25 protein-coding genes and 1 pseudogene are annotated in these 24,455 nt (G+C 69.7%); 14 read left to right on the top strand and 12 right to left on the bottom strand.

What is annotated here, in order from left to right:
* Positions 1-78 precede the first annotated feature (78 nt).
* Entirely contained in the window at positions 79-867 is a 789-nt protein-coding gene (locus tag ACFUTX_RS14075; protein ID WP_378865854.1) for an alpha/beta fold hydrolase, read from the bottom strand.
* Between the two features lie 66 nt (positions 868-933).
* Between ACFUTX_RS14075 and ACFUTX_RS14080 the strand changes: the two genes are divergently transcribed.
* From ACFUTX_RS14080 to ACFUTX_RS14090, 3 genes and pseudogenes are all read left to right on the top strand, one after another.
* On the top strand, positions 934-1,350 hold the full coding sequence (locus ACFUTX_RS14080; RefSeq protein WP_378865857.1) for a hypothetical protein: 417 nt from the start codon (positions 934-936) through the stop codon (positions 1,348-1,350).
* Between the two features lie 119 nt (positions 1,351-1,469).
* Positions 1,470-3,882: pseudogene (gene ppsA / locus ACFUTX_RS14085) on the top strand (phosphoenolpyruvate synthase).
* A gap of 87 nt (positions 3,883-3,969) precedes the next feature.
* Positions 3,970-4,452: a universal stress protein gene (locus ACFUTX_RS14090; protein WP_378865860.1), complete on the top strand. Its 483-nt coding sequence runs from the start codon at positions 3,970-3,972 to the stop codon at positions 4,450-4,452.
* A 6-nt stretch (positions 4,453-4,458) separates the two neighbouring features.
* Here ACFUTX_RS14090 and ACFUTX_RS14095 read toward each other — a convergent pair whose 3' ends face one another.
* The 3 genes from ACFUTX_RS14095 to ACFUTX_RS14105 all read right to left on the bottom strand — a co-directional run bounded on the left by ACFUTX_RS14095 (position 4,459) and on the right by ACFUTX_RS14105 (position 7,235).
* The gene (locus ACFUTX_RS14095; RefSeq protein ID WP_378866000.1) at positions 4,459-5,811 is read right to left on the bottom strand and encodes an MBL fold metallo-hydrolase; all 1,353 of its coding nucleotides are present in this window, start codon (positions 5,809-5,811) and stop codon (positions 4,459-4,461) included.
* An 82-nt stretch (positions 5,812-5,893) separates the two neighbouring features.
* Positions 5,894-6,442 (bottom strand): flavodoxin family protein, encoded by a 549-nt coding sequence (locus ACFUTX_RS14100; protein ID WP_378865863.1) that lies wholly within the window; start codon positions 6,440-6,442, stop codon positions 5,894-5,896.
* A 40-nt stretch (positions 6,443-6,482) separates the two neighbouring features.
* Complete coding sequence (locus tag ACFUTX_RS14105) at positions 6,483-7,235, bottom strand: SDR family NAD(P)-dependent oxidoreductase (RefSeq protein ID WP_378865865.1); 753 nt, start codon at positions 7,233-7,235, stop codon at positions 6,483-6,485.
* 166 nt (positions 7,236-7,401) lie between these two features.
* Here ACFUTX_RS14105 and ACFUTX_RS14110 point away from each other — a divergent pair, with 166 nt between their 5' ends.
* Together ACFUTX_RS14110 and ACFUTX_RS14115 are read left to right on the top strand one after the other, a co-directional pair.
* On the top strand, positions 7,402-8,247 hold the full coding sequence (locus tag ACFUTX_RS14110) for a universal stress protein (protein WP_378865868.1): 846 nt from the start codon (positions 7,402-7,404) through the stop codon (positions 8,245-8,247).
* 3 nt (positions 8,248-8,250) lie between these two features.
* Positions 8,251-8,730, top strand: coding sequence for a hypothetical protein (locus tag ACFUTX_RS14115; RefSeq protein WP_378865871.1), 480 nt, complete (start codon positions 8,251-8,253; stop codon positions 8,728-8,730).
* Between the two features lie 11 nt (positions 8,731-8,741).
* On the opposite strand, the gene ACFUTX_RS14120 is transcribed toward ACFUTX_RS14115, so the two are convergent.
* The 4 genes from ACFUTX_RS14120 to ACFUTX_RS14135 are packed head-to-tail and all read right to left on the bottom strand — an operon-like array spanning position 8,742 to position 12,655.
* Entirely contained in the window at positions 8,742-9,398 is a 657-nt protein-coding gene (locus ACFUTX_RS14120) for a hypothetical protein (RefSeq protein WP_378865874.1), read from the bottom strand.
* Positions 9,395-10,213 (bottom strand): universal stress protein, encoded by an 819-nt coding sequence (locus ACFUTX_RS14125; protein ID WP_378865877.1) that lies wholly within the window; start codon positions 10,211-10,213, stop codon positions 9,395-9,397. The genes ACFUTX_RS14120 and ACFUTX_RS14125 overlap by 4 nt, the downstream gene beginning before the upstream one ends.
* A gap of 58 nt (positions 10,214-10,271) precedes the next feature.
* Positions 10,272-10,937 (bottom strand): response regulator, encoded by a 666-nt coding sequence (locus tag ACFUTX_RS14130; RefSeq protein WP_378865880.1) that lies wholly within the window; start codon positions 10,935-10,937, stop codon positions 10,272-10,274.
* Positions 10,934-12,655 (bottom strand): GAF domain-containing protein, encoded by a 1,722-nt coding sequence (locus ACFUTX_RS14135; RefSeq protein ID WP_378865883.1) that lies wholly within the window; start codon positions 12,653-12,655, stop codon positions 10,934-10,936. The genes ACFUTX_RS14130 and ACFUTX_RS14135 overlap by 4 nt, the downstream gene beginning before the upstream one ends.
* Before the next feature lie 122 nt (positions 12,656-12,777).
* On the opposite strand from ACFUTX_RS14135, the gene ACFUTX_RS14140 reads away from it, so the two are divergent.
* The 6 genes from ACFUTX_RS14140 (at position 12,778) to ACFUTX_RS14165 (ending at position 19,726) form a co-directional block, all read left to right on the top strand.
* Positions 12,778-13,305, top strand: coding sequence for a pyridoxamine 5'-phosphate oxidase family protein (locus ACFUTX_RS14140; protein ID WP_378865885.1), 528 nt, complete (start codon positions 12,778-12,780; stop codon positions 13,303-13,305).
* Positions 13,306-13,319: 14 nt separating this feature from the next.
* Entirely contained in the window at positions 13,320-15,257 is a 1,938-nt protein-coding gene (locus ACFUTX_RS14145; RefSeq protein ID WP_378865888.1) for a heavy metal translocating P-type ATPase, read from the top strand.
* Positions 15,258-15,464: 207 nt separating this feature from the next.
* Positions 15,465-15,959 (top strand): universal stress protein, encoded by a 495-nt coding sequence (locus tag ACFUTX_RS14150; RefSeq protein WP_378865890.1) that lies wholly within the window; start codon positions 15,465-15,467, stop codon positions 15,957-15,959.
* 23 nt (positions 15,960-15,982) lie between these two features.
* Positions 15,983-16,435 (top strand): hypothetical protein, encoded by a 453-nt coding sequence (locus ACFUTX_RS14155; protein WP_378865893.1) that lies wholly within the window; start codon positions 15,983-15,985, stop codon positions 16,433-16,435.
* Between the two features lie 44 nt (positions 16,436-16,479).
* Complete coding sequence (locus ACFUTX_RS14160) at positions 16,480-17,166, top strand: GIN domain-containing protein (RefSeq protein ID WP_378865896.1); 687 nt, start codon at positions 16,480-16,482, stop codon at positions 17,164-17,166.
* Positions 17,147-19,726 carry a cation-translocating P-type ATPase gene (locus ACFUTX_RS14165; protein ID WP_378865898.1) on the top strand — a complete coding sequence of 860 codons (2,580 nt, stop codon included), beginning with the start codon at positions 17,147-17,149 and terminating at the stop codon, positions 19,724-19,726. Before ACFUTX_RS14160 ends, ACFUTX_RS14165 begins: the two co-directional genes overlap by 20 nt.
* A 69-nt stretch (positions 19,727-19,795) precedes the next feature.
* Here the strand turns inward: ACFUTX_RS14165 and ACFUTX_RS14170 are convergent, their stop codons facing one another.
* The gene (locus ACFUTX_RS14170) at positions 19,796-20,260 is read right to left on the bottom strand and encodes a GyrI-like domain-containing protein (RefSeq protein WP_378865901.1); all 465 of its coding nucleotides are present in this window, start codon (positions 20,258-20,260) and stop codon (positions 19,796-19,798) included.
* A gap of 11 nt (positions 20,261-20,271) precedes the next feature.
* Positions 20,272-20,778 (bottom strand): universal stress protein, encoded by a 507-nt coding sequence (locus ACFUTX_RS14175; protein ID WP_378865904.1) that lies wholly within the window; start codon positions 20,776-20,778, stop codon positions 20,272-20,274.
* A gap of 162 nt (positions 20,779-20,940) precedes the next feature.
* Here ACFUTX_RS14175 and ACFUTX_RS14180 point away from each other — a divergent pair, with 162 nt between their 5' ends.
* Positions 20,941-21,447 carry a flavodoxin family protein gene (locus ACFUTX_RS14180; RefSeq protein ID WP_378865907.1) on the top strand — a complete coding sequence of 169 codons (507 nt, stop codon included), beginning with the start codon at positions 20,941-20,943 and terminating at the stop codon, positions 21,445-21,447.
* Positions 21,448-21,542: 95 nt separating this feature from the next.
* Here ACFUTX_RS14180 and ACFUTX_RS14185 read toward each other — a convergent pair whose 3' ends face one another.
* The gene (locus ACFUTX_RS14185; protein ID WP_378865910.1) at positions 21,543-21,758 is read right to left on the bottom strand and encodes a hypothetical protein; all 216 of its coding nucleotides are present in this window, start codon (positions 21,756-21,758) and stop codon (positions 21,543-21,545) included.
* Positions 21,759-21,934: 176 nt separating this feature from the next.
* Between ACFUTX_RS14185 and ACFUTX_RS14190 the strand changes: the two genes are divergently transcribed.
* Together ACFUTX_RS14190 and ACFUTX_RS14195 are read left to right on the top strand one after the other, a co-directional pair.
* A complete protein-coding gene (locus ACFUTX_RS14190) occupies positions 21,935-22,981 on the top strand; it encodes a zinc-dependent alcohol dehydrogenase (protein WP_378865912.1) in 1,047 nt (348 codons plus the stop codon).
* A gap of 53 nt (positions 22,982-23,034) precedes the next feature.
* Entirely contained in the window at positions 23,035-23,730 is a 696-nt protein-coding gene (locus ACFUTX_RS14195; RefSeq protein WP_378865915.1) for a hypothetical protein, read from the top strand.
* 49 nt (positions 23,731-23,779) lie between these two features.
* On the opposite strand, the gene ACFUTX_RS14200 is transcribed toward ACFUTX_RS14195, so the two are convergent.
* Positions 23,780-24,268, bottom strand: a complete 489-nt coding sequence (locus ACFUTX_RS14200) for a YajQ family cyclic di-GMP-binding protein (RefSeq protein ID WP_378865918.1) — start codon at positions 24,266-24,268, stop codon at positions 23,780-23,782.
* Positions 24,269-24,455: the final 187 nt, after the last annotated feature.

The raw sequence follows: 24,455 nt of genomic DNA on the forward strand, positions 1-24,455 counted from the left end.
CGCTCTCGTCGCAATCACACGCCGACCGCGCGCGCGGCGAGCGGCGTGTCTTGGCGACTCGAGGGTGCGGGTCGCGCGTCAGCCGGCGAGGGTGAGGATCGCGGATGCCACGGCCCGGGGCGCCGAGTGCTGGGCGACGTGGTGCTGGCCGGGGATCTGCACGAGGTCGGCTCGCGGTGCGCTGTCTCGCAGGCGCCGGCACCACTCCAGGCCGGCGATCGGATCGGCGCCGCCGCGGACGATGAGGAGCGGCACCATCAGGCCCGCGACCCGATCCTCGAGCGGGTAGGCCAGCATGTGACGCAGCTGGGTGAGATACCAGGGGATCCCGCACCGCAGGTAGTCGGTGAGGACGATCGCGTTCACCGCGAGCGGTTCGAGCAGGGTGTCCATCGCCAGCGCGCGCGTCTGCCGCAGAACCGTGCGGTGCCGGTCGTCGGTGACCGGGCCCATCGCCACCACCGACCTGAGCAGGTCGGGCCGCTGCGCGGCCGCCTCGACCACCCACTGTGACCCCATCGAATGGCCGACGAGCACGACCGGCCCGAGCTCGAGCCGCTCGAGCACCTGCGCGAGGGCACCGGCCATCGTTTCGACGTCGACATCGCGGCTCGGTTTGGGCAGTCCACCGAACCCGGGCAGATCCACAGACACGACGGTGCGGGATGCCGCGAGCTCGTCGTGCAGTCGCGACAGGTAGCGGTGTGACACCCCGATCCCGTGCACCAGTACGACCGCGGGGTGCCGACTTGCCGGCGCGATCGACGAGAGCACGCGGAACGCGAGACCCTCGACATCGAGCCGCTCCTCGGCAACGCGCAGCTTCCGGCCGCGCTTCGCGCCGCGCGCATGGTCGGCGAAGGTCATGCGCCCATGCTACGAAGGCGGCGGAAAGCGCGGCCGCCGGTTGACATCGCTCGCTACGCTCGTCGCGTGCGACTCCGTGCGATCGATCTGGTGGACGTGTTCGTCTATCTCGTCGTGCTCGGCGTCTTCATCCAGCTCTTTCCGCAGGTGATCTCCGAGACCTTCCTACTCGCCCTCCTCACTGCGGTGCTGCTGAAGCTCATGCTTGAGGTGGTGCTCTGGGTGAAGAAGCGCATCGTGGGGCAGATTCGCGGCGCCGGTGCATCCTGGGTCCGAGCGGTCAACGTCGTCGCGCTGGTGCTCGTGCTTCCGGGCAGCAAGTTCCTGGTCCTCGGCGCTGTGGCGCTTTTCTTCGGCGATGCGGTCTCGCTCGGCGGCTTCTTCCAGGTCACCGCGCTGATCATCACGCTCATGCTCGCGCGCAGCGGGGTGCGCCGGCTGCTCGACCGCACCGGGGACGGCACCGCGACGCCGGGCGCCTGAACCCCGCCGCCGCGGGACCAAGGACCCCATCGACAGCGCGACCGTCGTCCAGCGTGGGCAAGGATGACGCGCCCGCAGCGCGATGTCGTCGACACCGACTACGGCCGAAGGAGCCCCGCATGAGCAACGTGATCGCCCTGAAAGACATCTCGATGTCTGATCTGCCGCAGGTCGGCGGCAAGAACGCCTCGCTGGGCGAGATGATCTCCCGCCTGACCCGCGATGGTCTGCGCGTTCCCGGCGGCTTCGCGACGACGGCTCGGGCCTACCGCGCATTCCTCTCCGCCGACGGACTGGCCGATCGCATCGACCGCCTGCTCGCCACCCTCGACATCGGCGATGTCGACGAGCTGGCCGCAGTGGGCAGCCAGATCCGTGCGCTCATCGAAGCGCAGCCCTTCCCGGTGGACCTGGAGCGCGACGTCCGGTCGTCGTTCGCGACCCTCGTGGCCGGAGACCCCGAGCATGAGCGGGTGACGTGGGCGGTGCGGTCGTCGGCGACCGCCGAGGATCTGCCGGACGCGTCATTCGCGGGACAGCAGGAGACCTACCTCCATATCTCCGGAGTAGACAACATCCTCGCCGCGGTGAAGAAGGTCTTCGCGTCGCTGTACAACGACCGGGCCATCGCCTACCGGGTGCACCAGGGCTTCGCGCACTCCGACGTCGCCCTGTCGGCATCCGTGCAACGAATGGTGCGCTCCGACATCGGGGCCTCGGGGGTGATCTTCACCATCGACACCGAGTCAGGGTTCCGCGACGCCGTGCTGATCACGGGAGCGTACGGACTCGGCGAGGCGGTCGTGCAAGGGGCGGTGAACCCGGACGAGTTCCTCGTCTTCAAGCCGTCTCTCCGGGCCGGCCGCCCGGCCATCCTCCGCCGCCGTCTCGGGCAGAAGGCCACCGCGCTGCGGTTCGCCCGCGAGAGCAGCGTGGAGCACAGCACCCGCTTCGAAGAGGTGCCCGACGCGGAGCGCTCGCGCTTCAGTCTTCGCGACGACGAGGTCGCCGAACTGGCAAGGCAAGCCCTTGTGATCGAAGACCACTACGGGCGGCCCATGGACATCGAGTGGGCGCGCGACGGCGTCGACGGTCGGCTGTACATCCTGCAGGCGCGACCCGAGACAGTCGTGTCGCGCGAGGACGGCGCGACCCTCGACAGGTTCGTTCTGGGCGACCACGGGCCGTTGCTGATCAGCGGGCGGGCGATCGGTCAGCGCATCGGGTCGGGCAGAGTCCGCGTGCTGTCGTCGGTGGCGGAGATGGACAGGGTCGAAATCGGCGACGTCCTCGTGGCCGACATGACCGACCCCGACTGGGAGCCCATCATGAAGAAAGCCGCGGCGATCGTCACCGACCGAGGCGGGCGAACGTGCCACGCCGCGATCGTCGCGCGAGCTCGGCATCCCGGCGGTGGTGGGCACCGGGACGGCCACGCATCTTCTGCAGGACGGGTCGCTCGTCACGGTCAGCTGCGCCGAAGGCGAAGACGGTCGCGTCTTCGCGGGACGCGCCGACTACTCCGAGGAGCGCACGCGAATCGATCGGATGCCGCGCATCCCGGTGGACCTCATGATGAACGTCGGCAGCCCGGACCAGGCGTTCTCCTTCGCCGCGATCCCGAACGCCGGCGTCGGGCTGGCCCGCCTCGAATTCATCGTCACCGAGTTCATCGGCATCCATCCCCAGGCACTCCTCGATGTCGGATCGCTCGACGAACCCCTCGCGAGCGAGATCACACGCCGCACCCGCGCGTACGGATCGCCCCGCAAGTACTTCGTCGAACGGCTGGCCGAAGGGGTCTCGAGCATCGCGGCCGCTTTCGCGCCCAAGCCCGTCATCGTCCGCATGAGCGACTTCAAGACCAACGAGTACGCGCACCTTCTCGGAGGCGACCGCTACGAGCCGGAGGAGGAGAATCCGATGCTCGGGTGGCGTGGCGCGTCACGGTACGTGACTGCGCGCTTCGCCGACTGCTTCGCGATGGAGTGCGACGCCCTGCGGTACGTGCGCGACGACATGGGGCTGACCAACGTCAAGATCATGGTGCCGTTCGTCCGCACACTGGCCGAGGCCGAGGCCGTCGAGCGCGCTCTGGCCGAGAGAGGGCTGGGGCGGGGGGTGAACGGGCTCGAAGTGCTGATGATGTGCGAGATCCCGTCGAACGCGCTGTTGGCAGACCGCTTCCTCGATCACTTCGACGGATTCTCGATCGGATCGAACGACATGACGCAGCTCGTCCTCGGCGTGGACCGCGACTCCGAGCTGGTGGCGGATGCCTTCGACGAACGCGACCCGGCCGTGCTCGCCGTGCTGCAGCTGGCGATCGACGCCTGCCGTCGACGCGGCCGTTACATCGGGATCTGCGGTCAGGGTCCGTCGGATCATCCGGATTTCGCCGAATGGCTCGTCGGTCGAGGCATCCGCTCGCTCTCGCTCAATCCTGACAGCGTGATGTCGACGTGGATGCGGCTTGCCTCGGCAGAAGTCCGGGCGCCCCTGAGGAGTGGTGCCGATCCCGTGTCGGTGTGATCGCGGCCTGGCGTGGCCTGGCGTGGCCTGGCGTGGCGCGGGACCTTCGACCCCTGACGACGGCTCCCCGCGGCGGATGCTGAGGGCATGCCTGAGACCTATCGTGACCCGCGCGGCACCGAGTCGCAGCCGCCCCTGCCCTGGGACCGCCCCGGCATCCTCGTCGGGGTGGACGGCTCGCGCGCATCTCTCGCCGCGTTGCGCCGCGCCGTCGACATGGGCCCGAAGCTCGGCTTGCCGGCGCACGCGGTCATGATGTGGGACTACCCGACGTTCGTCTCGGGGACGTACGGCGATCCCTGGGGCGGTTTCGACCCTCAGCAGCACGCCGCCGAGGTGCTCGGCGATGCCGCGAAGGAGATGTTCCCTGATGGGCCGCCCGACTGGTTCACGTGGTCGCCGCGACGCGGCCGACCGGCCCGCGAACTCGTGAAACTGTCGGCCGAGGCCGCGCTGATCGTGGTCGGCGGCAGGGGCCATGGCGGTTTCGCGGGGCTGCTCCTCGGCTCGGTCAGCGACGCGTGCGCCGCGCACGCGCAGTGCCCGGTGCTGGTGATGCACGACCGCTGAGCCCGCTCAAGCGAGCGCGACCGACTCGAGGTGCTCGGGAACGCGTGCGGGCCACCCGAGCTCCCGCTCGATCCTCGCGCGCAGGGTGTCGGCCGCCGTCGGCTCGCCGTGGGTGACGTACACAGCCCGCGGTGCGCGCGGCGTCGACCTCATCCACGCCAACACCTCGTCGGCGTCGGCGTGTGCGGACAGCGAGTCGAGGAGCACCACCTCAGCGCGGATCGGCACATCCCGGCCGAAGATGCGCAGACTGCGTGCGCCTGCAGCGAGGGCAGCTCCGCGAGTTCCGCCCGCCTGGAATCCCGTCAGCACCACGGCATTCGCAGGATCCGAGCCGTACGCCGTGAGGTGATGGAGCACGCGACCGCCCGTGAGCATGCCGCTGGCCGAGATGATCACCATGGGTCCGCCGCGCAGGTTCAGGAGCTTCGAGTCGTCCACGGACCGCACCAGGGAGGGAAGGTCGTAGATGCGGTCGAGTTCGGAGCTGTCCAGGCGGTGTTCGGCGGGGAATCGTCGATAGACGTCGATGACCGATACCGCCATGGGACTGTTGACGAAGACGGGGACCGGGGGGATCTCACCGCGCTCGCGCAGTCGCGACAGGTGCAGCAGGATCGTTTCGGTCCGGCCGACCGCGAACGCGGGGATGAGCACCACACCGCCACGCTTCGTGACCCGTCGGATCACGTCTCCGAGGTGGATCTCCGGGTTCTCCGGACTGTGTGCGCGGTCTCCGTAGGTGGATTCGGTGACGAGGACGTCGGTCGGACCCAGCGGCTCGGGCGGTCGCATCAGCGGGTCGTCCGGACGTCCCAGATCCCCCGTGAATGTGACCGTCGTGCCACCGACCGTGAAGCTCACGCACGAGGCTCCGAGGATGTGTCCGGCCGGCGCGAGCTCGAACGCGGTGTCGGGCGCGAGCTCGACCGGCTCGTGGAAATCGATCGGCCGCAGACGATCCAGAGCGGCAGCGGCGTCGTCGACGGTATAGAGGGGACGCGGAATCGGATGCTTCGACCAGCCGCCCCGGGCCGCGTGACGCGCCTCTTCCTCGAGAAGATGGGCACTGTCGGGCAGCATGATCCGGCACAGTTCAGCCGACCCCTGCGAGCAGTAGATCGGCCCGCGGAAGCCGTCCCGCACCAGCGCCGGCAGGTAGCCGGAGTGGTCCAGATGCGCGTGCGTCAGCACGACGGCGTCGACCGACGAAGGCGAGACGGGGAACGGTGCGCGGTTGCGCGCCCGCAGCACCTTGTATCCCTGGAACATCCCGCAGTCGACGAGCGTGCGGTGGGTCCCGTGGCGGATGAGGTAGCGCGAACCCGTCACGGTGTCGGCGGCCCCGAGGAACCCCATCGAGGCTGCGTGCTGAGGGCCGCTCCGCGGCCCGATGCCGGGTGTCGCACCGGTGGGACGGTCGACCATCGCCCTCAGCCGTTCATCGCGCGGCGGCCGGTACCAGGGCCTCTGCGAGCTCCGACCCCCAACGCCGAGCACGCTCGATCTCGGCCGGTTCGAGGTGGCTCTCCTTGTCGACGAAGAAGCTCATCGGCTCGACGAGCCGGTGAGATCCGAGAGCGCTCAGGCGCTTGTCGATCGAGCCCGCGGCAGAGCCGGTGAAGAGGCGCGGCATGTCGACGCGCGTGTCGAAGGCGGCATGGTGGGCCACGGTGGGTTGGTACCGCTTGAGCCATTCACGGATGCCGATCCCATCGAATCCCGGCTCGAGCTGCAGATCCTTGCTCTCATCTGCCGCCCATTTCTGCGCGTCGGCGCGGGATTCCGGCCGACTGAGGCCGTGGACGTGGGTGGGGCCGCCGACGATCAAGAGGGACAGGTCGTCGGGAAGCGATTGCGCTTCGCGGACCGGGATGATGCTCACGGTGTGGTCGGCGCTCAGGCGGTCGGCGATCGACTCGGCGACGCGCCGGGTGCTGCCGAACATCGATTCGTAGACGATCACGATGGATCCGGTGGTGTCGTTCATCATGGCGTTCCTTTTTCTGGAGGTATGCGAGCATGGCGAATCAGATCGCCGCCCACCCGCCGTCGACGGGGATGATGGCGCCGGACACGTTCGACGCGTCGTCACTGAGAAGCCAGGTGATGGCGGAGGCGAGCTGCTCGGGGCGCGCGACCCCCGGCACGTTGGTCTGCAGGAACGGGCCGATTCTCGTCTGACCCCACTCCGAGCGGAACGGCGCTTCGATGTTGGTCGCCACCGGGCCCGGAGCGACGGCGTTGCACCTCACGCCGCGCGGGGTGTAGAAGAACGCCGTGCTGAGGGTCAGTCCATTCACCGCGTGCTTCGACGTCGTGTACGGCGTGCCGGCCGCCGATCCTCGCAGCCCCGCCTCGGAGCCGACGTTCACGATGCTCCCGCGTCCTCGTTCGAGCATGACCGGCAGGACGGCACGGGTGAGTCTCATCATGGCGGTCACGTTGACGGCGAGAACCCGATCCCACGTCGCATCGGCGATGTCAGCAGTGGGCTCGAAGCCGTCCATGATGCCGGCGACGTTCGCAAGCCCGTCCACTCGTTCACCGACCGTGGACATGACGGTGGCGATGCTCGCGTCGTCAGTGATGTCGGCGGTGATCGGGACGATGTCGCCTTCGACCTCGGAGGTCAGGTCATGGAGCCTGCCGGCGGACACGTCGACGGCGATCACGCGGCACTCCTCCATCGCCAGGCGGGTCGCTGTGGCGAGGCCGATGCCGGAGCCGGCGCCCGTGACGATGACGGTGCAGCCGGCGAACCGATGCTCATGGAGGGTCATGGGAGGTCCTTTCGCGGTGTCACGTCATTGCACACTCCACGCCGACACTCACCCCGGGCCCAAAGTCCCGCGCGCTATCCGCCGACGGGACCAAGGGCCCTAACCGGCCGCTCCCGGCCCCATAGCGTCGCTGACGCGGCGGTGGCCGCGGATGACAGGAGGGCTCATGGAGCGCATCGTTCTCGGCTACGACGGCACCTCGGCGTCGGTCTCGGCGCTCGAGTGGGTCGCGGAGCGGGCCGCCCGCGGACACGTGATGGTCGGGGTGGTCAACGTGGTGTCGAAGCTCGCACGGGACCGCGCAGCGACCCTTGACCGACTGGGCGAGGCCGAGGCATACCTGCGCGAGCGGGCGCCGGGGACGGGCGTCGAGCTGCACCGGCTCGAAGGGGGCACGGCGAATGCGCTGACCGAGTTCGCCGACGAAGCCGACCTTCTGGTTGTGGGCATCAATCCGGGCCATCCGATCCGGGCCACCGTCGCGGGCGCACTGCCCTTGCGGTTGAGCACCTTCTCCCGCGTCCCGGTTGCAATGGTCCCCGCCGGGTGGGTCGCCGGGAGTGACCCCGTGACGGTCGGAATCGCCGCTGACGAGTCATCCGACGCCGCACTCGCATTCGGGGCCCGCGAGGCGCGGGCCACCGCTACTGCGCTGCGGCTCGTGCATTCGTGGCTGATGCCCACTCCATCGTTCTCGGGCAACACCGTGCTCGTTCAGACCACGGATTCGGTCATGGCCGAGCATCGCGAGGTGCTCGAGCACGCACTGTCATGGGTTCTGGAGCGTCATGCGACGCTCCCCGTTCAGACCGAACTGGTACGCGACAGCCGCTCCGCCGCACTCCTGCGATTCGCCGGTCGAGCGTCGATGCTCGTCATCGGCACGCACCACCGGGGCATCCTGGCGGGCGGCGTGCTGGGCTCGGTGGGGCAGGAGGTGCTGTGGCACGCCGAGTGCCCGGTCATCGTGGTGCCGAATGAGGCGGGGACGTCCCGCTTCGAGGAGGACTGACGGATGCTTCGGATCGCTCGCATCGCGTTGCTGTCGTCGCTGGCGTTCGTGGCCGTGACGGCGCTCGCCGGAGGTGTGGCCCTCATCCTGGGCAGCCTCAGCCCGGACGTGCCCTACACGATCATCCCGCCGGGCGACTACCTCTCGGGGTCGCCGTTCGGCTCGTATCTCCTGCCCGGGCTGGCGCTGATCCTGCTCGTCGCCGCCCCGCACGCATGGGCGTTCGTGAGGGTTCTTCGGCGCCGGCCGGCGGCGGAGTTCCTCTCGTCCGCCGCCGGCTTCGCCTGCCTCATCTGGATCTTCGTGCAGATGGTCTACATCCCGTTCAGCCCGCTGCAAGCGGTGTACTTCGCTGTGGGGCTGCTGGAGCTCGGCCTGACCCTGCTGCTTCTCGGCGTCCTCGACTTCGCCGCCCACCCGCGTCGGTCGACCATGGTGACTGTGTCGGACGGCGATCGAGGGTCGATTCCGACCGGCCGCTGAGCCTCCGCAGCCTAGACGTGCTGTCGGCGGAGCAACGCAGCAAGAGTGAGGCCCGTGACGGTCGACATGGCGAGAGCCATCAGCACGCCGGCGCCCAGCCCGATCGCCACGGCGACGGCGACACTCTGACCCTCGTGCCACAGCGGCATGGCGACGAGCAGGAAGATCGCCAGGCCGACGAGCCACGCCGCGGCCGTGCCGCCGACCCACCACCCGGCGCCCCTGACGAGCCGTCGCAGTTCGAGCCACTGCGCGCCGCCGATGGTCGAGAGGAGGGCGGCTCCGAGAACGACGAACATCAGGGCTCGAGCGGGCCACGGCCACGTGCTCCAGACGGGTGCGAGGGTCGAGGGCACCATGCCGATCACGTAGGCGGCGACCGCTCCAGCCGCCGTCACGGCGACCCATACCCAGGGCCGGATCGACGGCAGGAGACGGCGGAGGACGACGAGCTGGGCTGTTGCCAGCACCGCGCCCTCCACCGCGCCCGCCCCCAGGAGAAGCGGCACGAGAGCCGGGGAGTCCGAGAAGGCCGCGCCGACGAGAGCCGGCGCGGCGAAGCCGACCGTCTCGCCGAGAGTGACCACGGCGATCCAGCGACCCAGCCAGGGAGCCGACCCGGTGGTCGTCGTCGTGAGGGCCGCGCCGCTGCTCTCGCCGGCTGTCATCGCGCAGCCGGCACGACGACGATCGGGGTGTGCACGGTGCCGATGAGGTCCTGCCCGACAGAGCCGTAGACGCCGCCCGCGAGCACGCCGCGCCCGTGGGTGCCCATGACGACGAGTGAACTGTCGGCGGCCGCCGCGGCGACGGCGGCGACCGCATTGTCGTGGATCAGCACCGGTTCGACAGTGACGCCGGGAGAGGAATGGCGGATGCGTTCCACCGATCGCTCGATGACGTCGCGGTGCTGCATGAGCGCCTGCTGGCGCGAGGTCGCCAAGGCCGACGACCCCGACGTCGTGATCGGGACGGACCAGGCGTGCACCACACGGAGGTTCTCACCCCATTCCGCGGCCTCTGCCGCGGCGAACCCTTCCGCCCGTTCGCTCGATCCATCCGTCGCCAAGGCAAGGGTGACCGGACCGTTCTTCGCGGACCATCCCGCCGGGACGATGCACGTCGGCACGGGCGACTTCGCGCTGATGCGGAGGGACAGCCACCCGTGAAGGGCTTCGCGCACCGGACGGTCGGAGTCGATGCCGATGACGAGCAGATCCGAGTCGGCCGCAGCATCCGTCAGCGCCCTCGCGAGTGTTCCGTCGATGCGCGCCGTCTCTACCGCCAAACCCGGGATCTGAGTCCGCAGACGCTGCTCTGCCTGCGCCAGCTGCTCCTCGGCGCGCGGGCGATCCTGCAGGAACGGGTTCGTGACGATCACGACCTCGACGCGCAGATCGCGGCGCAGCGCTCGGTCGATGACCCAGTCCAGCGCGGCTTCCGCTCCTTTGCCGGCGTCGTATCCGACCAGGATCCGCTCCATCTCCCGCCTCCGTCGTCGTGGTCCGAGGATAGAGAGAGGGTGATCGCTGCTCCGGGACCTAGGTCCCGTCCCGCGCCGGGGTGGGGTGCTCGGGTTCGCGGTGCTCGAGGTGGAACACGGCGGCCTGGGTGCGCCGCTCGAGCCCGAGTTTGCTCAGCAGCGACGAGACGTAGTTCTTGACCGTCTTCTCGGCGATGCCGAGCTTCTCTCCGATCTGGCGGTTGGTGAGGCCGTCGGCGATGAGCCGGAGGATCTGCCGCTCGCGCAGCCCGAGCGATCCGAGCCGCGGGTCCTCGGCGTCGGCCCGTTCGCGGATCTGCTCCGCCGCCTGGCGCGCGAGCGCCGGATCGAGCAGAGATCGCCCGGCCGACACGGCGCGCACGGCGTCGAGCAGCCGCGCGCCGCCGATGTCTTTCAGCACGTATCCGGATGCTCCGGCCAGGACCGCCGCCCGCACGGCGGCGTCGTCGTCGTAGGCGGTGAGGATGAGGCACTTCACTTCGGGCACCCGGGAGCGGATGTCGCGGCACAGGTCGATGCCGCTGCCGTCCGGAAGTCGCACATCGAGCACGGCGACGTCCGGCCGTGTCGCCTCGATGCGGCCGCGTGCCTGGCGGACCGTTGCCGCCTCACCGACGACGTCGAGGTCGGGTTGGGTGCGGATCAGATCCGCGACTCCACGGCGCACGACCTCGTGGTCGTCGACGAGGAACACGTCGATCACGTGATGTCCTTCCGATCGTGGCGGCGGTCCGGCAGCGGCACCCGCCAGGTGGCGGCTGTCCCGGTCGAGCTCGAGTCGAGGAGAAACACGCCGCCGCGGCGGCGCGCCTTGTGGTCCAGGTTGTCGAGCCCGCTGCGGCGGGAGGTGGTGCCGATCCCGATTCCGTCGTCCTCGACCGTGAGGGCAGCGGACCCGTCCTCGATCGCGAGCTCGACGGAAACGCGGTCGGCGTGCGCGTGGCGCACGGCGTTGCTCAGCAGCTCGCGCGCGACCCCGACGACCTCGGTCGCGAGGTCGTCGACGATGAGGTGGTCCACCGGTCCTGTGAACCGGATCGCGGGTGGACGCTTCATCGAGCCGGAGACGGCCGCGACGACGTCGATGATCTGGTGCCGGACGGTCGTCTCCTCACGGCGCGACAGGGCGAACACCACGGTCCTGATCTGCGAGATGGCGTCGTCCAGCTGGTCGATCGAGTCCGACACGCGATCCGCCTCCGATCCGGCGGGAAGCGATGCGGCCACCGACTGCAGGGTGAGACCCGTCCCGAAGAGCTGCTGGATGACGTGGTCGTGCAGGTCGCGGGCGATGCGGCTGCGATCGTCGGCGAGCATCGCCCGCTGGGCCTCCTCGCGGGCGACGGCGAGCTCGAGGGCGATGCCGGCTCGCGAAACGAAGTCTCCCGCGCTGTCGATCTCGGCTCTGCTGAACCGCCGCGCTTTCGGTTCCCGTGCAAGGCACACCACGCCCCACAAGCGTGCTTTGGTGCGCATCGGCGCGGCAAGAGCGGGGCCGGTCTCGCCGTCGGCTGTGATGTGCAGGGGACTCGCTCCGGTCGTCGGCGCCGCGATCGCGCGCGCGCCGTCGTCGGTGAGGCTGCCGCCAGCGCACACGGCGTCGGCGCTGAGTACGGCACCGCGGAGTTCCGCCTCGTCTGCGCCGCGTGCGGCGGCGATACGAAGCTCGTCGGAATCGTCGTCGACCAGCAGCACGGTGACCTTGTCGATCCCGGGCAGCTCGAAGATGCGTCCGGCGATCAAGTCGAAGGCGGTGGCGGTCGGCGAAGAAAGCAAAGCGGACGAGAGCTCTGCTGCGGAGGTCATCCACCTCTCGCGCGTGCGCGCCGCGTCGAGCAGGCGCGCGTTGTCGATGGCGAACCCCGCCGTGGTGGCGAGGGCGGAGATCAGTCGCTCGTCTTCGTCGGTGAACTCGCCGTGGCGCCGGTTGGTCAGGTAGAGGTTGCCGAACACCTCGTTGCGCACCCGCACCGGCACGCCCAGGAACGTCGTCATCGAAGGGTGGTGGGCGGGGAACCCCGCTGCCCGGGGGTCGCTCGACATCTCGGTCAGCCGAATCGCCTGAGGGTCTCTGATGACCGCGCCCAGGAGCCCATGCCCTTCGGGGAGCCGACCGATCCTCGCCGCGTCGGCTTCATCGAGGCCGACATAGATGAACTCTTCGAGCCGGTCACGCTCGGGAGCGATGACTCCCAGCGCTCCGTACTCCGCGTCGACGAGCGCAACGGCCGCTTCGACGATGCGCCGCAGCAGCGTCGCAAGATCGATCTCCTCGACCACCGACTGGGTCGCACCGAGCAGGGCCCGAAGGCGCTCTTGGGTGTGCCGCACCTTCTCCGCCTGCCTGAGCAAGCCGTTAAGGGCGTTGTCCAGTTCGAGGCGAGGGCTGTCGGGGAACACGATGCGTTCATCCGCGGGCATCGACGCCTCCTTCTTGCGCCGACCCCAGGGTAGGACCAGAGGTGGTGCGGCGCCAGATGAACGGGACTTTGGGCCCGCGGCATCCGGGGTCCCGGTGTTCGGATGAAGACGGAGGACATGCCATGACGACGCCCATGCCGACACACCTCACGACCGCGGAGTGCTGGACTCTGCTCGAGAGCGAGACCCTCGGGCGCCTGGCCCTCATCGGCGACGACGGCGTGCCCGATCTGTTCCCGGTGAACTACGTCGCGCACGAGGGCGCGATCTACATCCGCACCGCGCACGACTCGAAAATCCTTCGCATCGTCGCCCACCCCGTCGCGGGGTTCGAGGTCGACGGCAGCGAGGGCGATGAGGTGTGGAGCGTCGTCGTGCGCGGCGCCATCGCTCGACTCACCGACGACGCCGAGATCGAGCGGGTCGGCGCGAGGAGGATCGTCTCGTGGAGCCCGCGCCAGAAACCGTACGTGATCAAGCTCACAGCGCACACGGTCACCGGTCGCCGCTTCGTGAAGGTCGACCGCGCCCCGTCGCGCCCCGTGCATCCAGCTGATCGCGTCGCCGCAGATCCCGCGCCCGCAGCGCAGCCATCCGACGTGCCCTTCAACATCCCCTCGCTGCCACCGCGCCATCCGGGCCTCTGGTGACCGGCCGTCCGTCGATGCGTCGAGCGACCGGACTCGCCCGCGGCATCCGGTCGTTGCGGGCCTATCCGTACCTGTGGGCCGCTCTCTCGGTCGGTGTCGTCGCAGGCGCGATGCAGATCGCCGGGCTCCCCGCGGGCACCTGGCTGCTCGCGGGGTTCGCTCTGCTTATGGCAGGGCGCAGCGCAATGGGGATGCTTCGTCGGCTGCGGAGCGGTGCATTCGGCGTGGATGCGCTCGCTGTCGTGGCGATCGGCGCGACGCTGGCGGTCGGCGAATGGTGGGCAGCGTGGGTGATCGTGCTCATGCTGTCGACGGGCGAGGCGCTCGAGGACTTCGCCGGCAGACGCGCGCGACATGACCTGTCCGCGCTGATAGACCGGACGCCGAGGACGGCCCACATCATCTCTGAAGCCGGCACCGTGCACGACATCGACGTGGACGAGGTGCGCACGGGAGACCGCCTCCTCGTGGGCCCGGCGGAGTTGGTGCCGGTGGACGGGCAACTCGTGGATGCGCTGGCCGTGGTGGATGAGTCGTCGGTCACCGGCGAGAGCATCCCCGTCGAGAAGAAGGCGGGAGACGAGCTTCTCAGCGGAACGGTCAACGGGTCATCCGCGGTCACGGTCATCGCTTCACGGCTCGCCTCCGAGAGCCAGTACCAGTCGATCGTGCGCATCGTCGAGGAGGCGTCACGCAGCCGTCCGCCCCTCGTGCGACTCGCGGACCGGTACGCGATCCCGTTCACCGCCTTCGCCCTGGCGCTCGCTGCGGCCGCGTGGTGGGCGACCGGCGATCCCGCCCGCTTCGCCGAGGTGCTCGTCGTCGCCACTCCGTGCCCGCTGCTCGTGGCAGCACCGGTCGCCTTCATCGCGGGCATGAGCCGGGCTGCCCGCCACGGCGTCATCGTGAAGGGCGGCGGTGCGTTCGAGGTGCTTCACCGCGCGCCCGCCGTGGTCTTCGACAAGACGGGCACGCTGACGCTCGGGCGCCCGTCACTCGTGGCGGTGCACGTCGAGGGAGACGCGTCGCGGTCGGAAGTGCTCGAGCTCGCCGCGGACGCCGAGCAGGTGTCGCCGCATGTGCTCGCGCACGCGACTGTTCGAGCGGCGTTGTCAGAGGGCATCGCGCTGCGCACGCCCTCGTCCGCCGAGGAGAATCCGGCCCACGGCGTCTCGGCGTCCGTCGACGGACATCGAGTGCTGGTGGGCAAGCGGGTCTTCATCGAGACCGCGACAGGTCGGGCGGTGCGCCGGCCCGACCTCGAGCCCGGCGAGATCGCCACGTACGTGGCGATCGACGGGGTGTGGGCGGCGACGCTCGTCTTCCGGGATCGCACAAGGCCCAACGCTCGCACGCTGGTGGAATCCTTGCGCTCGAGCGGCGTTCGCGTGATCGCCATGGTGACGGGCGACGATGTCCAGACGGCGCAGCACGTGGCCGCATCGGTGGGCATCGACGACGTTCATGCCGGGTGCCTCCCCGCGGACAAGGTCGCGGTGGTGCAGGGGATGCAGGTGCGGCCCGTGGTCATGGTAGGCGACGGTGTCAACGACGCACCGGTGCTGGCCGCTGCCGACGTGGGAGTGGCCATGGGGGCCGCCGGTGCCACGGCGGCGAGCGAGTCCGCCGACGTCGTCCTGCTCGAGGACGACATCGCCGGGTTCGGCAGCGTGCGGGCGGTCGCTCGCGCGACGATCCGCATCGCGCTGCAGAGCATCTGGCTCGGGATGGGGCTGAGCGGTGTGCTCATGTTCGTGGCCGCCTTCGGCTTTCTGCCCGCGCTCATCGGCGCGCTTCTTCAGGAGGTGGTCGACGTCGTGTCGATCCTGTGGGCCCTCCGAGCGCTGGGACGTCGTGAGGCCCGAGGGGCGGCGGGACCCTCGTCCCGAGGTGCCCGCGGGGTGTCGACTACCGTCCCCCACGCGGGTCGCGCCCGTGCAGCCGAAGACTGACGGGGTTCCGACGAGCTGCGTCCATGGATCCCGCGGCTGCTGCAGCTAGGGGAGGCGCCCCTGAGGGCGTCTCCCCGCCACCCGACGGCGTCAGCAGGATCGCCACACCTCACCATCGACCGGGTCCGGAGTGCTCCGACCCGCGTTCTCCGGCGGAGCGGGACTTTCGACCCTCCGCCGAGATGTGCGGCGGAGCACGATGGCGGCATGTCAGAGACTCAGCCGACGCCAGAACCCGTTCCTGCCGAAGCGTTCCCGGGGGTCGAATCCGGAATCGTCGTGGGCGTCGACGGATCGGAGCCGGCGCGCGCGGCGCTCCGCTACGCCGCGGACCTCGCTCCGAAGCTCGGTCTCCCGCTCCGTGCTCTGGTGGTCTGGGACTATCCCGCGCTCGCCTGGGGGGACTGGTACGTGCCCGAAGAGATCGAGCGCCTCGAGGAGGGCGCGAAGGAGCTCGCTCGGCTCGAGGCAGCGAAGCTCTTCCCGGACGGGGCACCGGACTGGTTCGAAGTGGCGACGAGGCAGGGCGGCGCCGCCGCGCAGCTCGTCGCAGCCTCCCGACAGAGCGAGATGCTCGTGGTCGGCAGTCGGGGGCATGGCGGCTTCGCCGGCCTGCTGCTCGGTTCGGTGAGCTCGGCGTGTGCCGCCCACTCGCACTGCCCCGTCCTGATCGTCCGGCCGCACCACGCGCCGGCCGGATGAAGGCTCGAGGGAAGGACGACGCCATGAACGCCAGTGCCCGAACGACAACCAGCCGAGCGCTCGCCGTCTCCGGCACGGCTATCACCGGGATCCCCCTGGCGGCCCCCCTCGCCCTCGCGCTGGTGTCAGTCGCGAGCACCGGCCAGCTGCGCTTCGATGCGCTGATGCCGGGCGAACTGTTCGTCGTGGTTCTCGTGGGGGCCGCGGTGACGATGGCGGCTGCCTTCGTCGCAGATCGCCTGAGCATCGTCGCGGGCGTTCTCGCAGCCGCCGCGGTGGTCTCCTTCGGGGGCACCATCTGGATCGCCGACGCCACCGGACTCGCCTCCGGCGCGACACCGCCGGCCGGCGCCCCGCTGCTGCTGATGATCGCGCCCTATGCCGTCTACGTCATCTCGGTGATCGGCCTCTTCATCACCGGCGCCGCGCTGTGCCGGGCGACATTCTCCGATTCCCTCCACCCGGGGCACGCGTGAGGGCCGTGGTTCCGCCGACGGTGACCGCCACCAAGAGCGTCCGAATGACGGCAGTCGCGGCATCCGTCCTCCTCCTCAGCGGATGCATGCCCGTGATCGCTCCAGGACCGATCGCCTTCGAAGAGCGCCCCGTCGACGACGACGTGACCGCGGTCGTCCTGGGCACCTCCGGCGATCTCGCCGTCATCGAGGGTGAGCCCGGGCTGACTGTGCGTGCACCGGAGGCTGCGTTGCAGGCTCTCACCTCGCAGACGCACGACGGAATCCTGGTGCTGGGCTCCGCCCCCGGGATGTCGCTCACCGGCTGGAGCGCCGCGTACGACCTGACCCTGCCCGCGCTCACCGAGGTGGACGTGAACGGGTCCGGCGACGCCGAGGTGGCGGTCCCGGGTAACGGCTCCATCCGCATCGAGGTCAACGGATCGGGGGACGTGTCCTGGTCCGAACTCTCCAGCGACCGCGTGGAGGTGCGGGTGGCAGGGTCGGGCAACGTCCGGCTTCACGGGTCGGCCGATGAGATCGTCGTGGAGATCGACGGGAGCGGCGACGTCGACGCGACCGAGGTCGACGCAGCCGCCGGCTCGGTCGTGATACGAGGATCGGGCGACGTCGAACTCACCGCGCACGACTCCCTCGTCGCCGAGATCGCCGGGAGCGGGCGCGTCATCTACCACGGTGACCCTCGGCTCGACACGAACGTGTGGGGCTCGGGTGAAGTCGTCCGCGGCTGAGGGCGCCACCCGACCGGACGCTCCTCGCGAGGGCCTGACCTCCGCCGAGGCGAGCGCGAGGCTCGCGCTCGCCGGGCCGAACGTCGTCGCGCCGCCGCGCCGCAGATCACCCGTGCGAATGGTTCTCGAGCAGTTGACGCACCTGCTCGCACTCCTGCTCTGGGCGGCGGCAGCCCTCGCGTTGATGGCCGGTACGCCGGAACTCGCAGTCGCCATCGTGGTGATCGTGCTGCTGAACGCCGGCTTCGCCTTCCTGCAGGAATACCGGGCCGATCGCTCCGCGGAGCGCCTGCGCGACCTCCTGCCGACCAGGGCGCGGGTGCTGCGCGACGGGGTCCCGGTTCAGATCCCCATGGTCGACCTGGTCCCGGGCGACGTGGTCCTCCTCACTCCCGGGGACCGCGTCGGAGCCGACCTGCAGGTCGTCACCGCCGACGACCTCAGACTCGACGAGTCGCTCGTCACCGGCGAGAGCACCGCCGTGCCGAGGCGTATCGGCGATGGGCTCCGCAGCGGCACGTTCGTCATCCAGGGGGAAGCGACGGCGGTGGTGACCGCGACAGGGGACCGCACCGGATTGGCCGAGATCGGAAGGCTCGTGGCCGACGCCGACCGGCCGCCCAGCCCGCTGACGGTGGAGCTTCGGCGCGTGGTCAGGGTCGTTGCCGTCATCGCTACCGTCGTCGGCGCGGGGCTCGGCATCGCATCGGTTGCGCTGGGGCTCTCGGTCAGCAGCGCCTTCATCTTCGCCGTCGGCGTGGCCGTGGCTCTCATCCCCGAAGGGCTCCTTCCCACAGTGACGCTCTCTCTGGCCCGGGGGGCGCAGAGGATGGCGGCGCAGAACGCACTCGTGCGCCGGCTGGACGCCGTCGAATCGCTCGGAGCGACGACGTTCATCTGCACAGACAAGACCGGCACCCTCACGCAGAACCGCATGAGCGTGGTCGAGGTGGTGACGCTCGCGGGAGCGGTGAGCGTCCACGGGGACGGCTACGAGCCGAGAGCCGAACTCGACGGGGACCATGCTGCGAAATCACTCGTGCCGACGATCGCCGAAGCCGCGCTGCGCTGTGTGACGGGACGCGTCGTCGGGGGCCCGCAGGGCTGGGAGGCGACGGGTGATCCGATGGAGGCCGCGTTCCACTGCCTCGCCCTCCGCGTTGGCGTGGCGGACGAACCGGTGGTCGGCCGAGCGCCCTACTCACCCGAACGCATGATCAGTTCAGCGCTGTCCGACGACCGGGTGTCTGTCATCGGCGCCACGGAAGCCGTCTTCGCGCGATGCGACACGGTGCCGGAGCGGATGCATACGGCGGTGAGGGAGCTGACCGGGAGGGGCCGCCGCGTGCTCGCCGTCGCGACCAGGAGCTGGCATGGCGACGTGTCACCGGAGATGGAGCGTGGCCTCGAGCTGATCGGCCTCGTCGCCCTCGAAGACCCTCCGCGCGAAGGTGTCGCGGAGGCTCTGCAGAAATGCCGTTCGGCCGGTGTCCGGATCGCCATGATCACGGGCGACCACCCGTGGACCGGAGAGGCGATCGCCCGCGAAGTGGGCCTGTTGGGGCCGCATGGGGCTGTTCTCGAGGGCCCGGTGCTGCCCGCTGACGACGTCGCGCTCGCTGGCGCGCTCGACAGGGAAGACGGGGTGGTGGTCGCGCGAGCCACGCCCGCAGACAAGCTGCGAATCGCCCGCGCGCTCCGCAGCAAGGGTCACGTCGTCGCCATGACCGGGGACGGCGTCAACGACGCCCCGGCTCTTCGCGAGGCCGACGTCGGAGTGGCGATGGGGGCAGGTGGCAGCGACGTCGCCCGGGAAGCGGCCGACCTCGTGGTGCTCGACGATCACTTCGCGACCATCGTGCTGGCCATCGAGCTCGGCCGGGCGACGTTCAAGAATGTCCGGCGTTTTCTCACCTACCACCTCACCGACAACGTGGCCGAACTCGCTCCGTTCGTCGTGTGGGCGCTCAGCGGCGGGTCGATTCCGCTCGCGATCGGCGTGCTGCAGGTGATCGCCCTCGACATCGGCAGCGATATGCTCCCCGCGCTCGCTCTGGGCGCAGAGCCGGCGCGCGACGATGTCATGCGCGGCCACCGAAGCCGTTCGCTCGTGGATCGCAGCTTGCTCACCCGGGCGTTCCTCGTTCTGGGCCTCGTCGAGGCGACGGTGGCGCTCGCCGCCTTCCTCACCGTCCTCGCGGCGTCGGGATGGCGATGGGGAGCCGCCGTGACGCCGGAAGTCCTGGCCACCGCCTCGGGCACGGCATTCGCTGCGATCGCCTTGGGCCAGATCGCCAACGCCTTCGCATGCCGGAGCACGACTCGCCCGGTGTGGCGCTTGAGGCTGTCCGACAACCCTCTCGTGCTGTACGCCGTCGGTGCCCAGGCCCTGCTTCTCATCGCATTCTTGGGCATCGAGCCGGTGGCCGAACTGCTGGGCGGCACGTGGCCCTCGCCGCTGGGGTGGCTCGTCGCGGGCGCCGCAGTCCCGGCGGTGATCCTCGTCGACGCGATCTGGAAGTCCGCCGTCTCCGCGCGGGCGTGGCCCGGCCGGCGGTGAGCCCCTGGCAGCTGGTCCGCGGGCGAACCGGCATGAGAGGCGAGAAGCGCGGCTACGCGATGAGGGCGGTCACGCCGCGACGGGCCACGAGATGACTGTCCGCCAAGCGCGGGGGTCGGGTTCGGCATCCGGACCCGTGAGGTAGCTTTCCCACATGATCGGCCCGGGCGTGAGTCCGGCGTCGCGGATGAACTGCTCCATCACCGCATACGTGCGCTCCATGTCGTCGTAGCTGCCGATGTGTTCGGCTTCGGCGATGGACCCACCGGGAAGCGAGCCGGGCACGACCTCACCGGACGGTTCGATCGCCTGCGCGACCGGGAACCCCGCCTCGACGTCGATCGTCGCCGTCGGCGCGCCGTAGTACTTGCCGAAGGGCGGCCCGGCCGGCATGACGCCCTGCGCTGTCATCGCTCGCATCGTCTGCGTGAACGCATCCGAGAAGAACCCGGTGAGCGCCTCCATGGGCACGGTCCGCCGCACACCGGCCGTGCGGACCGCCGCGCGGTTCTCGATCTTCACCGCTGTGGACATGTCCTCTCGGTTCATCGGCTCGCCGCCGTCACTGCATGCTCAGCGGGAACGATGAGCACCGGGCACAACGCATGACGTACGCAGATCGAACTCACCGAGCCCAACAGCAGCCCGGCGAACCCGCCGTGGCCGCGACTCCCGATGATGAGCATCTCGCAGTCGGGTGAGTGCTCCAGGAGCACGAATGCGGGCCGTCCCCGTTCGATCCCCACGCTGAACCACTCCGGTGGCGCGCTCGGGAAGACGTCGCGGCGGACGGCATCCACCACGGCTCGAGCGTCCATCTCGGGGCGCGAGTCGGCGGGAGCAGAAGAGCGGTGACCCTCGAGCGGACTCGAGTAGTACCAGACCGCCAGTGCGTGAACCGGAAGGTCGAGTGCGGGCCCCATGCGGACCGCGAGCCGCAGCGCATCGAGAGACGCCGGCGATCCGTCGACGCCCACCAGCAATCCCGGGCGAGACCAGGGGAGCGGATGCCGCCGCCCGGCGTCGCCCGGGGGCTCGGCCATGTCGGGCATGGCTCCATGCTGGGACACCGAGCCGTTCACCACCGGGCCGAAGGTCCTGCCGGAGTGCGGCGACGACCCGGGAGCCGGAGGACCAAAGACCCGACATCCGCCCGGAGGGACGACAACGCTGAGGGGCGCGGGTGATGGCAACCGCGTCCGGAAGGAGCATCGATGCGAGCGCTCGTCGTCTACGAGTCCATGTTCGGGAACACGGCCCAGATCGCGCAGGCGGTCGCCGACGGAATGGCGGACGGCGAGGACGTCACCATCACCGATGTGGTGGATGCGCCTGAATCGATCCCGCCGGATGTCGACCTCGTCGTGGTCGGAGCCCCCACGCACGTGTTCTCGCTGTCGAGGGTCGGCACGCGCCGCAAAGCCGCCCGCAGGGGTGGAGCCTTCACCGATGTGCCGGAAGGAGTCCGCGAGTGGCTGGAGCATCTGCCGTCATCGGAGCGCAGACTCGCCTTCGCGGCGTTCGACACCCGCGTCGACGACATGGCACTCCTGCCGGGTGCTGCGTCGCATGCCGCCACCCGCCTCGCGAAGGAGCGGAGTTTCGATGCGGCCGAGCCGGCGAGCTTTCTCGTGGAGGGGTACGAGGGCCCTCTCGTCGAGGGGGAGTTGGAGCGGGCGCGGGAGTGGGGGCACGGCCTGACCGAGCACCTCGCGGGGTGACTGGAGGCGATCCTCGCTCACGATCACGGCGCCGCCTCAATGGATGAGTGACGGCCCGGACGCATCGCGCCCGGGCCGCCGGGAAGGCTGACGAATCAGTCGCAGAGACCGCGCGCGACGGCGTTCTTGCCCTGGCCGCCGATGGCCTTGACGACCTCGCCGACGCCGGTGAACCCGAGTGCGCCTTCGGTGTTGATCGTCTTGTGGATCTGGCCGAAACAGGCCGCATCGGCGGGTGCGGCCTGGGCTGCTCCGGCGAAGCCGAAGACCGACAGAGCGACGATCGCTCCGGTTGCGAGAATGCGCTTCATTGGACTTTCCCTCTCCCAAAGGGCGGGTGCGAGTTCACCCGCTGAAGAGTTGTTCTCTCCCAGGGCCGGACTTGGATGCGGCATCCGGCACCGCGATGAAACTCGGCGGGACCTTGTACCCGCATGCCGCGGCGCAGCGCGAAGACTGACGACGACCCCGAAGCCGAGGAGAGATCATGAGGGCAGCAGTCGTCGCAGAGTTCGGAGCACCCGCCACCGTCGAGGAGCGCGAGGTGCCGCGGCCGGGTTCCGGTCAGGTGCTGGTGCGCCTCGAGGCCTGCGGGCTCTGCCACACCGACATCCACGCCATGCGCGGCGATTGGCCCGCGAAGCCGAACCTGCCACTGACACCCGGACACGAAGGCGTCGGCATCATCGAGGGGCTCGGCGAGGGTGTGACCACGCGCGAGATCGGTCAGCGCGTCGCGATGCCGTGGCTGGGTCATGCCTGCGGAGAGTGCCGCTACTGCGTCGACGGCCGCGAGAACCTGTGCGAGAAGCAGTACAACAACGGCTACGGCGTGCCGGGAGGCTACGCGGAGTACATGCTCGCCGACGCCCGTTTCGCGGTTCCGGTGCCGGATGGCATCAGCCCCCTCGACGCCGCGCCGCTCACGTGCGCGGGCGTCACGACGTACGCCGCGATCAAGAACGCCCGCGTCACGCCGGGAGAGACCGTCGCCGTCTTCGGCGTCGGCGGACTCGGGCACCTCGCCGTGCAGTACGCCCGGCTCGTCGGCGCGAAGGTCGTCGCGGTCGATGTCACGCAGGAGAAGCTCGACCTCGCCACCGACCTGGGAGCCGACCATGTCGTGAACGCTGAGCTCGCCGATCCAGTGAAGGCGATCAACGAGTGGGGAGGAGCGGATGTCGCGGTCGTGCTGGCCGTGGCGCCCAGCGTGTTCCGACAGGCGTTCGACTCGCTCAATCGCGGCGGACGCCTCGTGCTGGTCTCGCTCCCCGCGCACGGCGAGATCACCCTGCCCATCTTCGAGACGGTGCTCAAGGGCATCAGCGTGATCGGCTCGATCGTCGGCACCCGCCAGGATCTCGTCGAGGTCTTCGATCTCCACGCAGCCGGGCGCACGAGGGTCATCGCCGAGACTCGCGACCTCGACCGCGTCAACGACTCCGTGGAAGAGGTGCTCTCCGGCACCGTGCCGGCGCGCCTCGTGTTCACGTACCACACCGCCGACCTGATGCGTCCGCCGACCGGATCCTGACGACGGCACCGCTGCCGACACGACTGCCGACGCCGAGAAGTAAGGAGATCGCAATGAAGAAGCCCGCGGTGGTGGCGATCCTGGGCGCACTCGTTCTGGCGGCCGGGGTGTTGCTGCTTCTGGAGACGACGGGGGTGGTGGTCAGCCAGCCGGCCCTGTGGGCCATCGTGCTCGCCGGTGGCGCGGCGGCGTTCGGATACGTGTTCTTCACCGAGCGGCGCTCGTGGTGGGCGGCGATTCCCAGTGCTGCACTGCTGGGTGCGGCGGTGAGCCGACTCATGGAGCTAGATCCGCAGGGCGCGGGACAGTGGACGGAGGTCCCGATGCTGGCGGCCCTCGGCGTCGGGTTCGGCGCCATCTACATTCGCGATCACGGTCGCTGGTGGGCGTTGATCCCGGGAGGAATCCTGCTGACCCTGGCCGTCGTGACGGGAGCGGCCACGGCGGTGGACGGAGCCGTGTCCGGCGCGATCTTCCTCTTCGGCGCGGCGCTGACCTTCCTGCTCGTCGCCGTGCTTCCCGGCGGGGCCGGGCGGCGGTGGTGGGCCTACATCCCGGCCGCCGTGCTGGCGGTCGGCGGGCTCGCTGTGCTGTTCACTTCGGCGGACTGGATCATCGCTCTGAATGTCCTGTGGCCGAGCGCAGTCGTCGCGGCGGGCGCCTTCCTGATCTGGCGTGCGGTCCGCATGCGTCGGGACGATCTCCGCACCAAGGGGGCAGCGGACGCCTCCGCTCGGGCGACGTCGTGACCACGATCGCCGCGAGGGCGGCCGGCGGATCTGAGAGTGTGAGAGCCGGCTAGCGGTAGTTGACGAACTGCAGGTCGACGTCGAGGTCGGCCGCCTTCAACAGCCGCTGGACCTCCTGCAGATCGTCACGGCTCTTGGACTGCACGCGCAGCTCATCGCCCTGGATCTGCGACTTGACCGACTTCGGTCCCTCGTCGCGGATGATCTTCGAGATCTTCTTGGCGTTCTCGGAGGAGATGCCGTCTTTGAGCGTCGAGGTGATGCGGAACTCTTTGCCGCTGGGGACCGGCTCGCCCGACTCGAGGCTCTTCAGCGAGATGCCGCGCTTGATCAGCTTCGACTGGAAGACGTCGAGCACCGCCTTCGCGCGCTCCTCGGTGCCCGCCTTGATCAGGATCGCCTCGCCGCTCCACTCGATCGAGGCTCCGGTGCCCTTGAAGTCGTAGCGCTGCTCGACCTCTTTGCGGGCCTGGTTGAGCGCATTGTCGGCCTCCTGGTGGTCGACCTTGCTGACGATGTCGAACGAAGAATCAGCCATGCGGGGATTCTAACCCCGGCGCGCGGGGGGCACTCTGGCACGATCTACGTGGAAGCGTTTGCAAACTGCCAATTTCGCGGATTCTCCGCGAAATTCCACGTCACGAACTCGTATCGATGCGGACACCCGGCGCTTGCTTTCGAGAGGCATCGTGGTAACAATGTAAGCGCTTGCAGTTTCTGCGAGC

The organism is Microbacterium sp. NPDC057407 (genome assembly GCF_042803895.1).
Lineage (GTDB): Bacteria > Actinomycetota > Actinomycetes > Actinomycetales > Microbacteriaceae > Microbacterium.

What these genes read in the sequence shown, in the direction of transcription:
- ACFUTX_RS14110 (WP_378865868.1), top strand. Translation starts at nt 7,402, where the DNA reads ATGGAGCGCATCGTTCTCGGCTACGACGGCACCTCGGCGTCGGTCTCG.
- ACFUTX_RS14135 (WP_378865883.1), bottom strand. Translation starts at nt 12,655, where the DNA reads ATGCCCGCGGATGAACGCATCGTGTTCCCCGACAGCCCTCGCCTCGAA.
- ACFUTX_RS14170 (WP_378865901.1), bottom strand. Translation starts at nt 20,260, where the DNA reads ATGTCCACAGCGGTGAAGATCGAGAACCGCGCGGCGGTCCGCACGGCC.
- ACFUTX_RS14200 (WP_378865918.1), bottom strand. Translation starts at nt 24,268, where the DNA reads ATGGCTGATTCTTCGTTCGACATCGTCAGCAAGGTCGACCACCAGGAG.
- ACFUTX_RS14090 (WP_378865860.1), top strand. Translation starts at nt 3,970, where the DNA reads ATGCCTGAGACCTATCGTGACCCGCGCGGCACCGAGTCGCAGCCGCCC.
- ACFUTX_RS14160 (WP_378865896.1), top strand. Translation starts at nt 16,480, where the DNA reads ATGACGGCAGTCGCGGCATCCGTCCTCCTCCTCAGCGGATGCATGCCC.
- ACFUTX_RS14195 (WP_378865915.1), top strand. Translation starts at nt 23,035, where the DNA reads ATGAAGAAGCCCGCGGTGGTGGCGATCCTGGGCGCACTCGTTCTGGCG.
- ACFUTX_RS14155 (WP_378865893.1), top strand. Translation starts at nt 15,983, where the DNA reads ATGAACGCCAGTGCCCGAACGACAACCAGCCGAGCGCTCGCCGTCTCC.
- ACFUTX_RS14185 (WP_378865910.1), bottom strand. Translation starts at nt 21,758, where the DNA reads ATGAAGCGCATTCTCGCAACCGGAGCGATCGTCGCTCTGTCGGTCTTC.
- ACFUTX_RS14175 (WP_378865904.1), bottom strand. Translation starts at nt 20,778, where the DNA reads ATGCCCGACATGGCCGAGCCCCCGGGCGACGCCGGGCGGCGGCATCCG.
- ACFUTX_RS14145 (WP_378865888.1), top strand. Translation starts at nt 13,320, where the DNA reads ATGCGTCGAGCGACCGGACTCGCCCGCGGCATCCGGTCGTTGCGGGCC.
- ACFUTX_RS14105 (WP_378865865.1), bottom strand. Translation starts at nt 7,235, where the DNA reads ATGACCCTCCATGAGCATCGGTTCGCCGGCTGCACCGTCATCGTCACG.
- ACFUTX_RS14180 (WP_378865907.1), top strand. Translation starts at nt 20,941, where the DNA reads ATGCGAGCGCTCGTCGTCTACGAGTCCATGTTCGGGAACACGGCCCAG.
- ACFUTX_RS14150 (WP_378865890.1), top strand. Translation starts at nt 15,465, where the DNA reads ATGTCAGAGACTCAGCCGACGCCAGAACCCGTTCCTGCCGAAGCGTTC.
- ACFUTX_RS14125 (WP_378865877.1), bottom strand. Translation starts at nt 10,213, where the DNA reads ATGGAGCGGATCCTGGTCGGATACGACGCCGGCAAAGGAGCGGAAGCC.
- ACFUTX_RS14120 (WP_378865874.1), bottom strand. Translation starts at nt 9,398, where the DNA reads ATGACAGCCGGCGAGAGCAGCGGCGCGGCCCTCACGACGACGACCACC.
- ACFUTX_RS14095 (WP_378866000.1), bottom strand. Translation starts at nt 5,811, where the DNA reads ATGGGGTTCCTCGGGGCCGCCGACACCGTGACGGGTTCGCGCTACCTC.
- ACFUTX_RS14075 (WP_378865854.1), bottom strand. Translation starts at nt 867, where the DNA reads ATGACCTTCGCCGACCATGCGCGCGGCGCGAAGCGCGGCCGGAAGCTG.
- ACFUTX_RS14100 (WP_378865863.1), bottom strand. Translation starts at nt 6,442, where the DNA reads ATGAACGACACCACCGGATCCATCGTGATCGTCTACGAATCGATGTTC.
- ACFUTX_RS14115 (WP_378865871.1), top strand. Translation starts at nt 8,251, where the DNA reads ATGCTTCGGATCGCTCGCATCGCGTTGCTGTCGTCGCTGGCGTTCGTG.
- ACFUTX_RS14140 (WP_378865885.1), top strand. Translation starts at nt 12,778, where the DNA reads ATGACGACGCCCATGCCGACACACCTCACGACCGCGGAGTGCTGGACT.
- ACFUTX_RS14190 (WP_378865912.1), top strand. Translation starts at nt 21,935, where the DNA reads ATGAGGGCAGCAGTCGTCGCAGAGTTCGGAGCACCCGCCACCGTCGAG.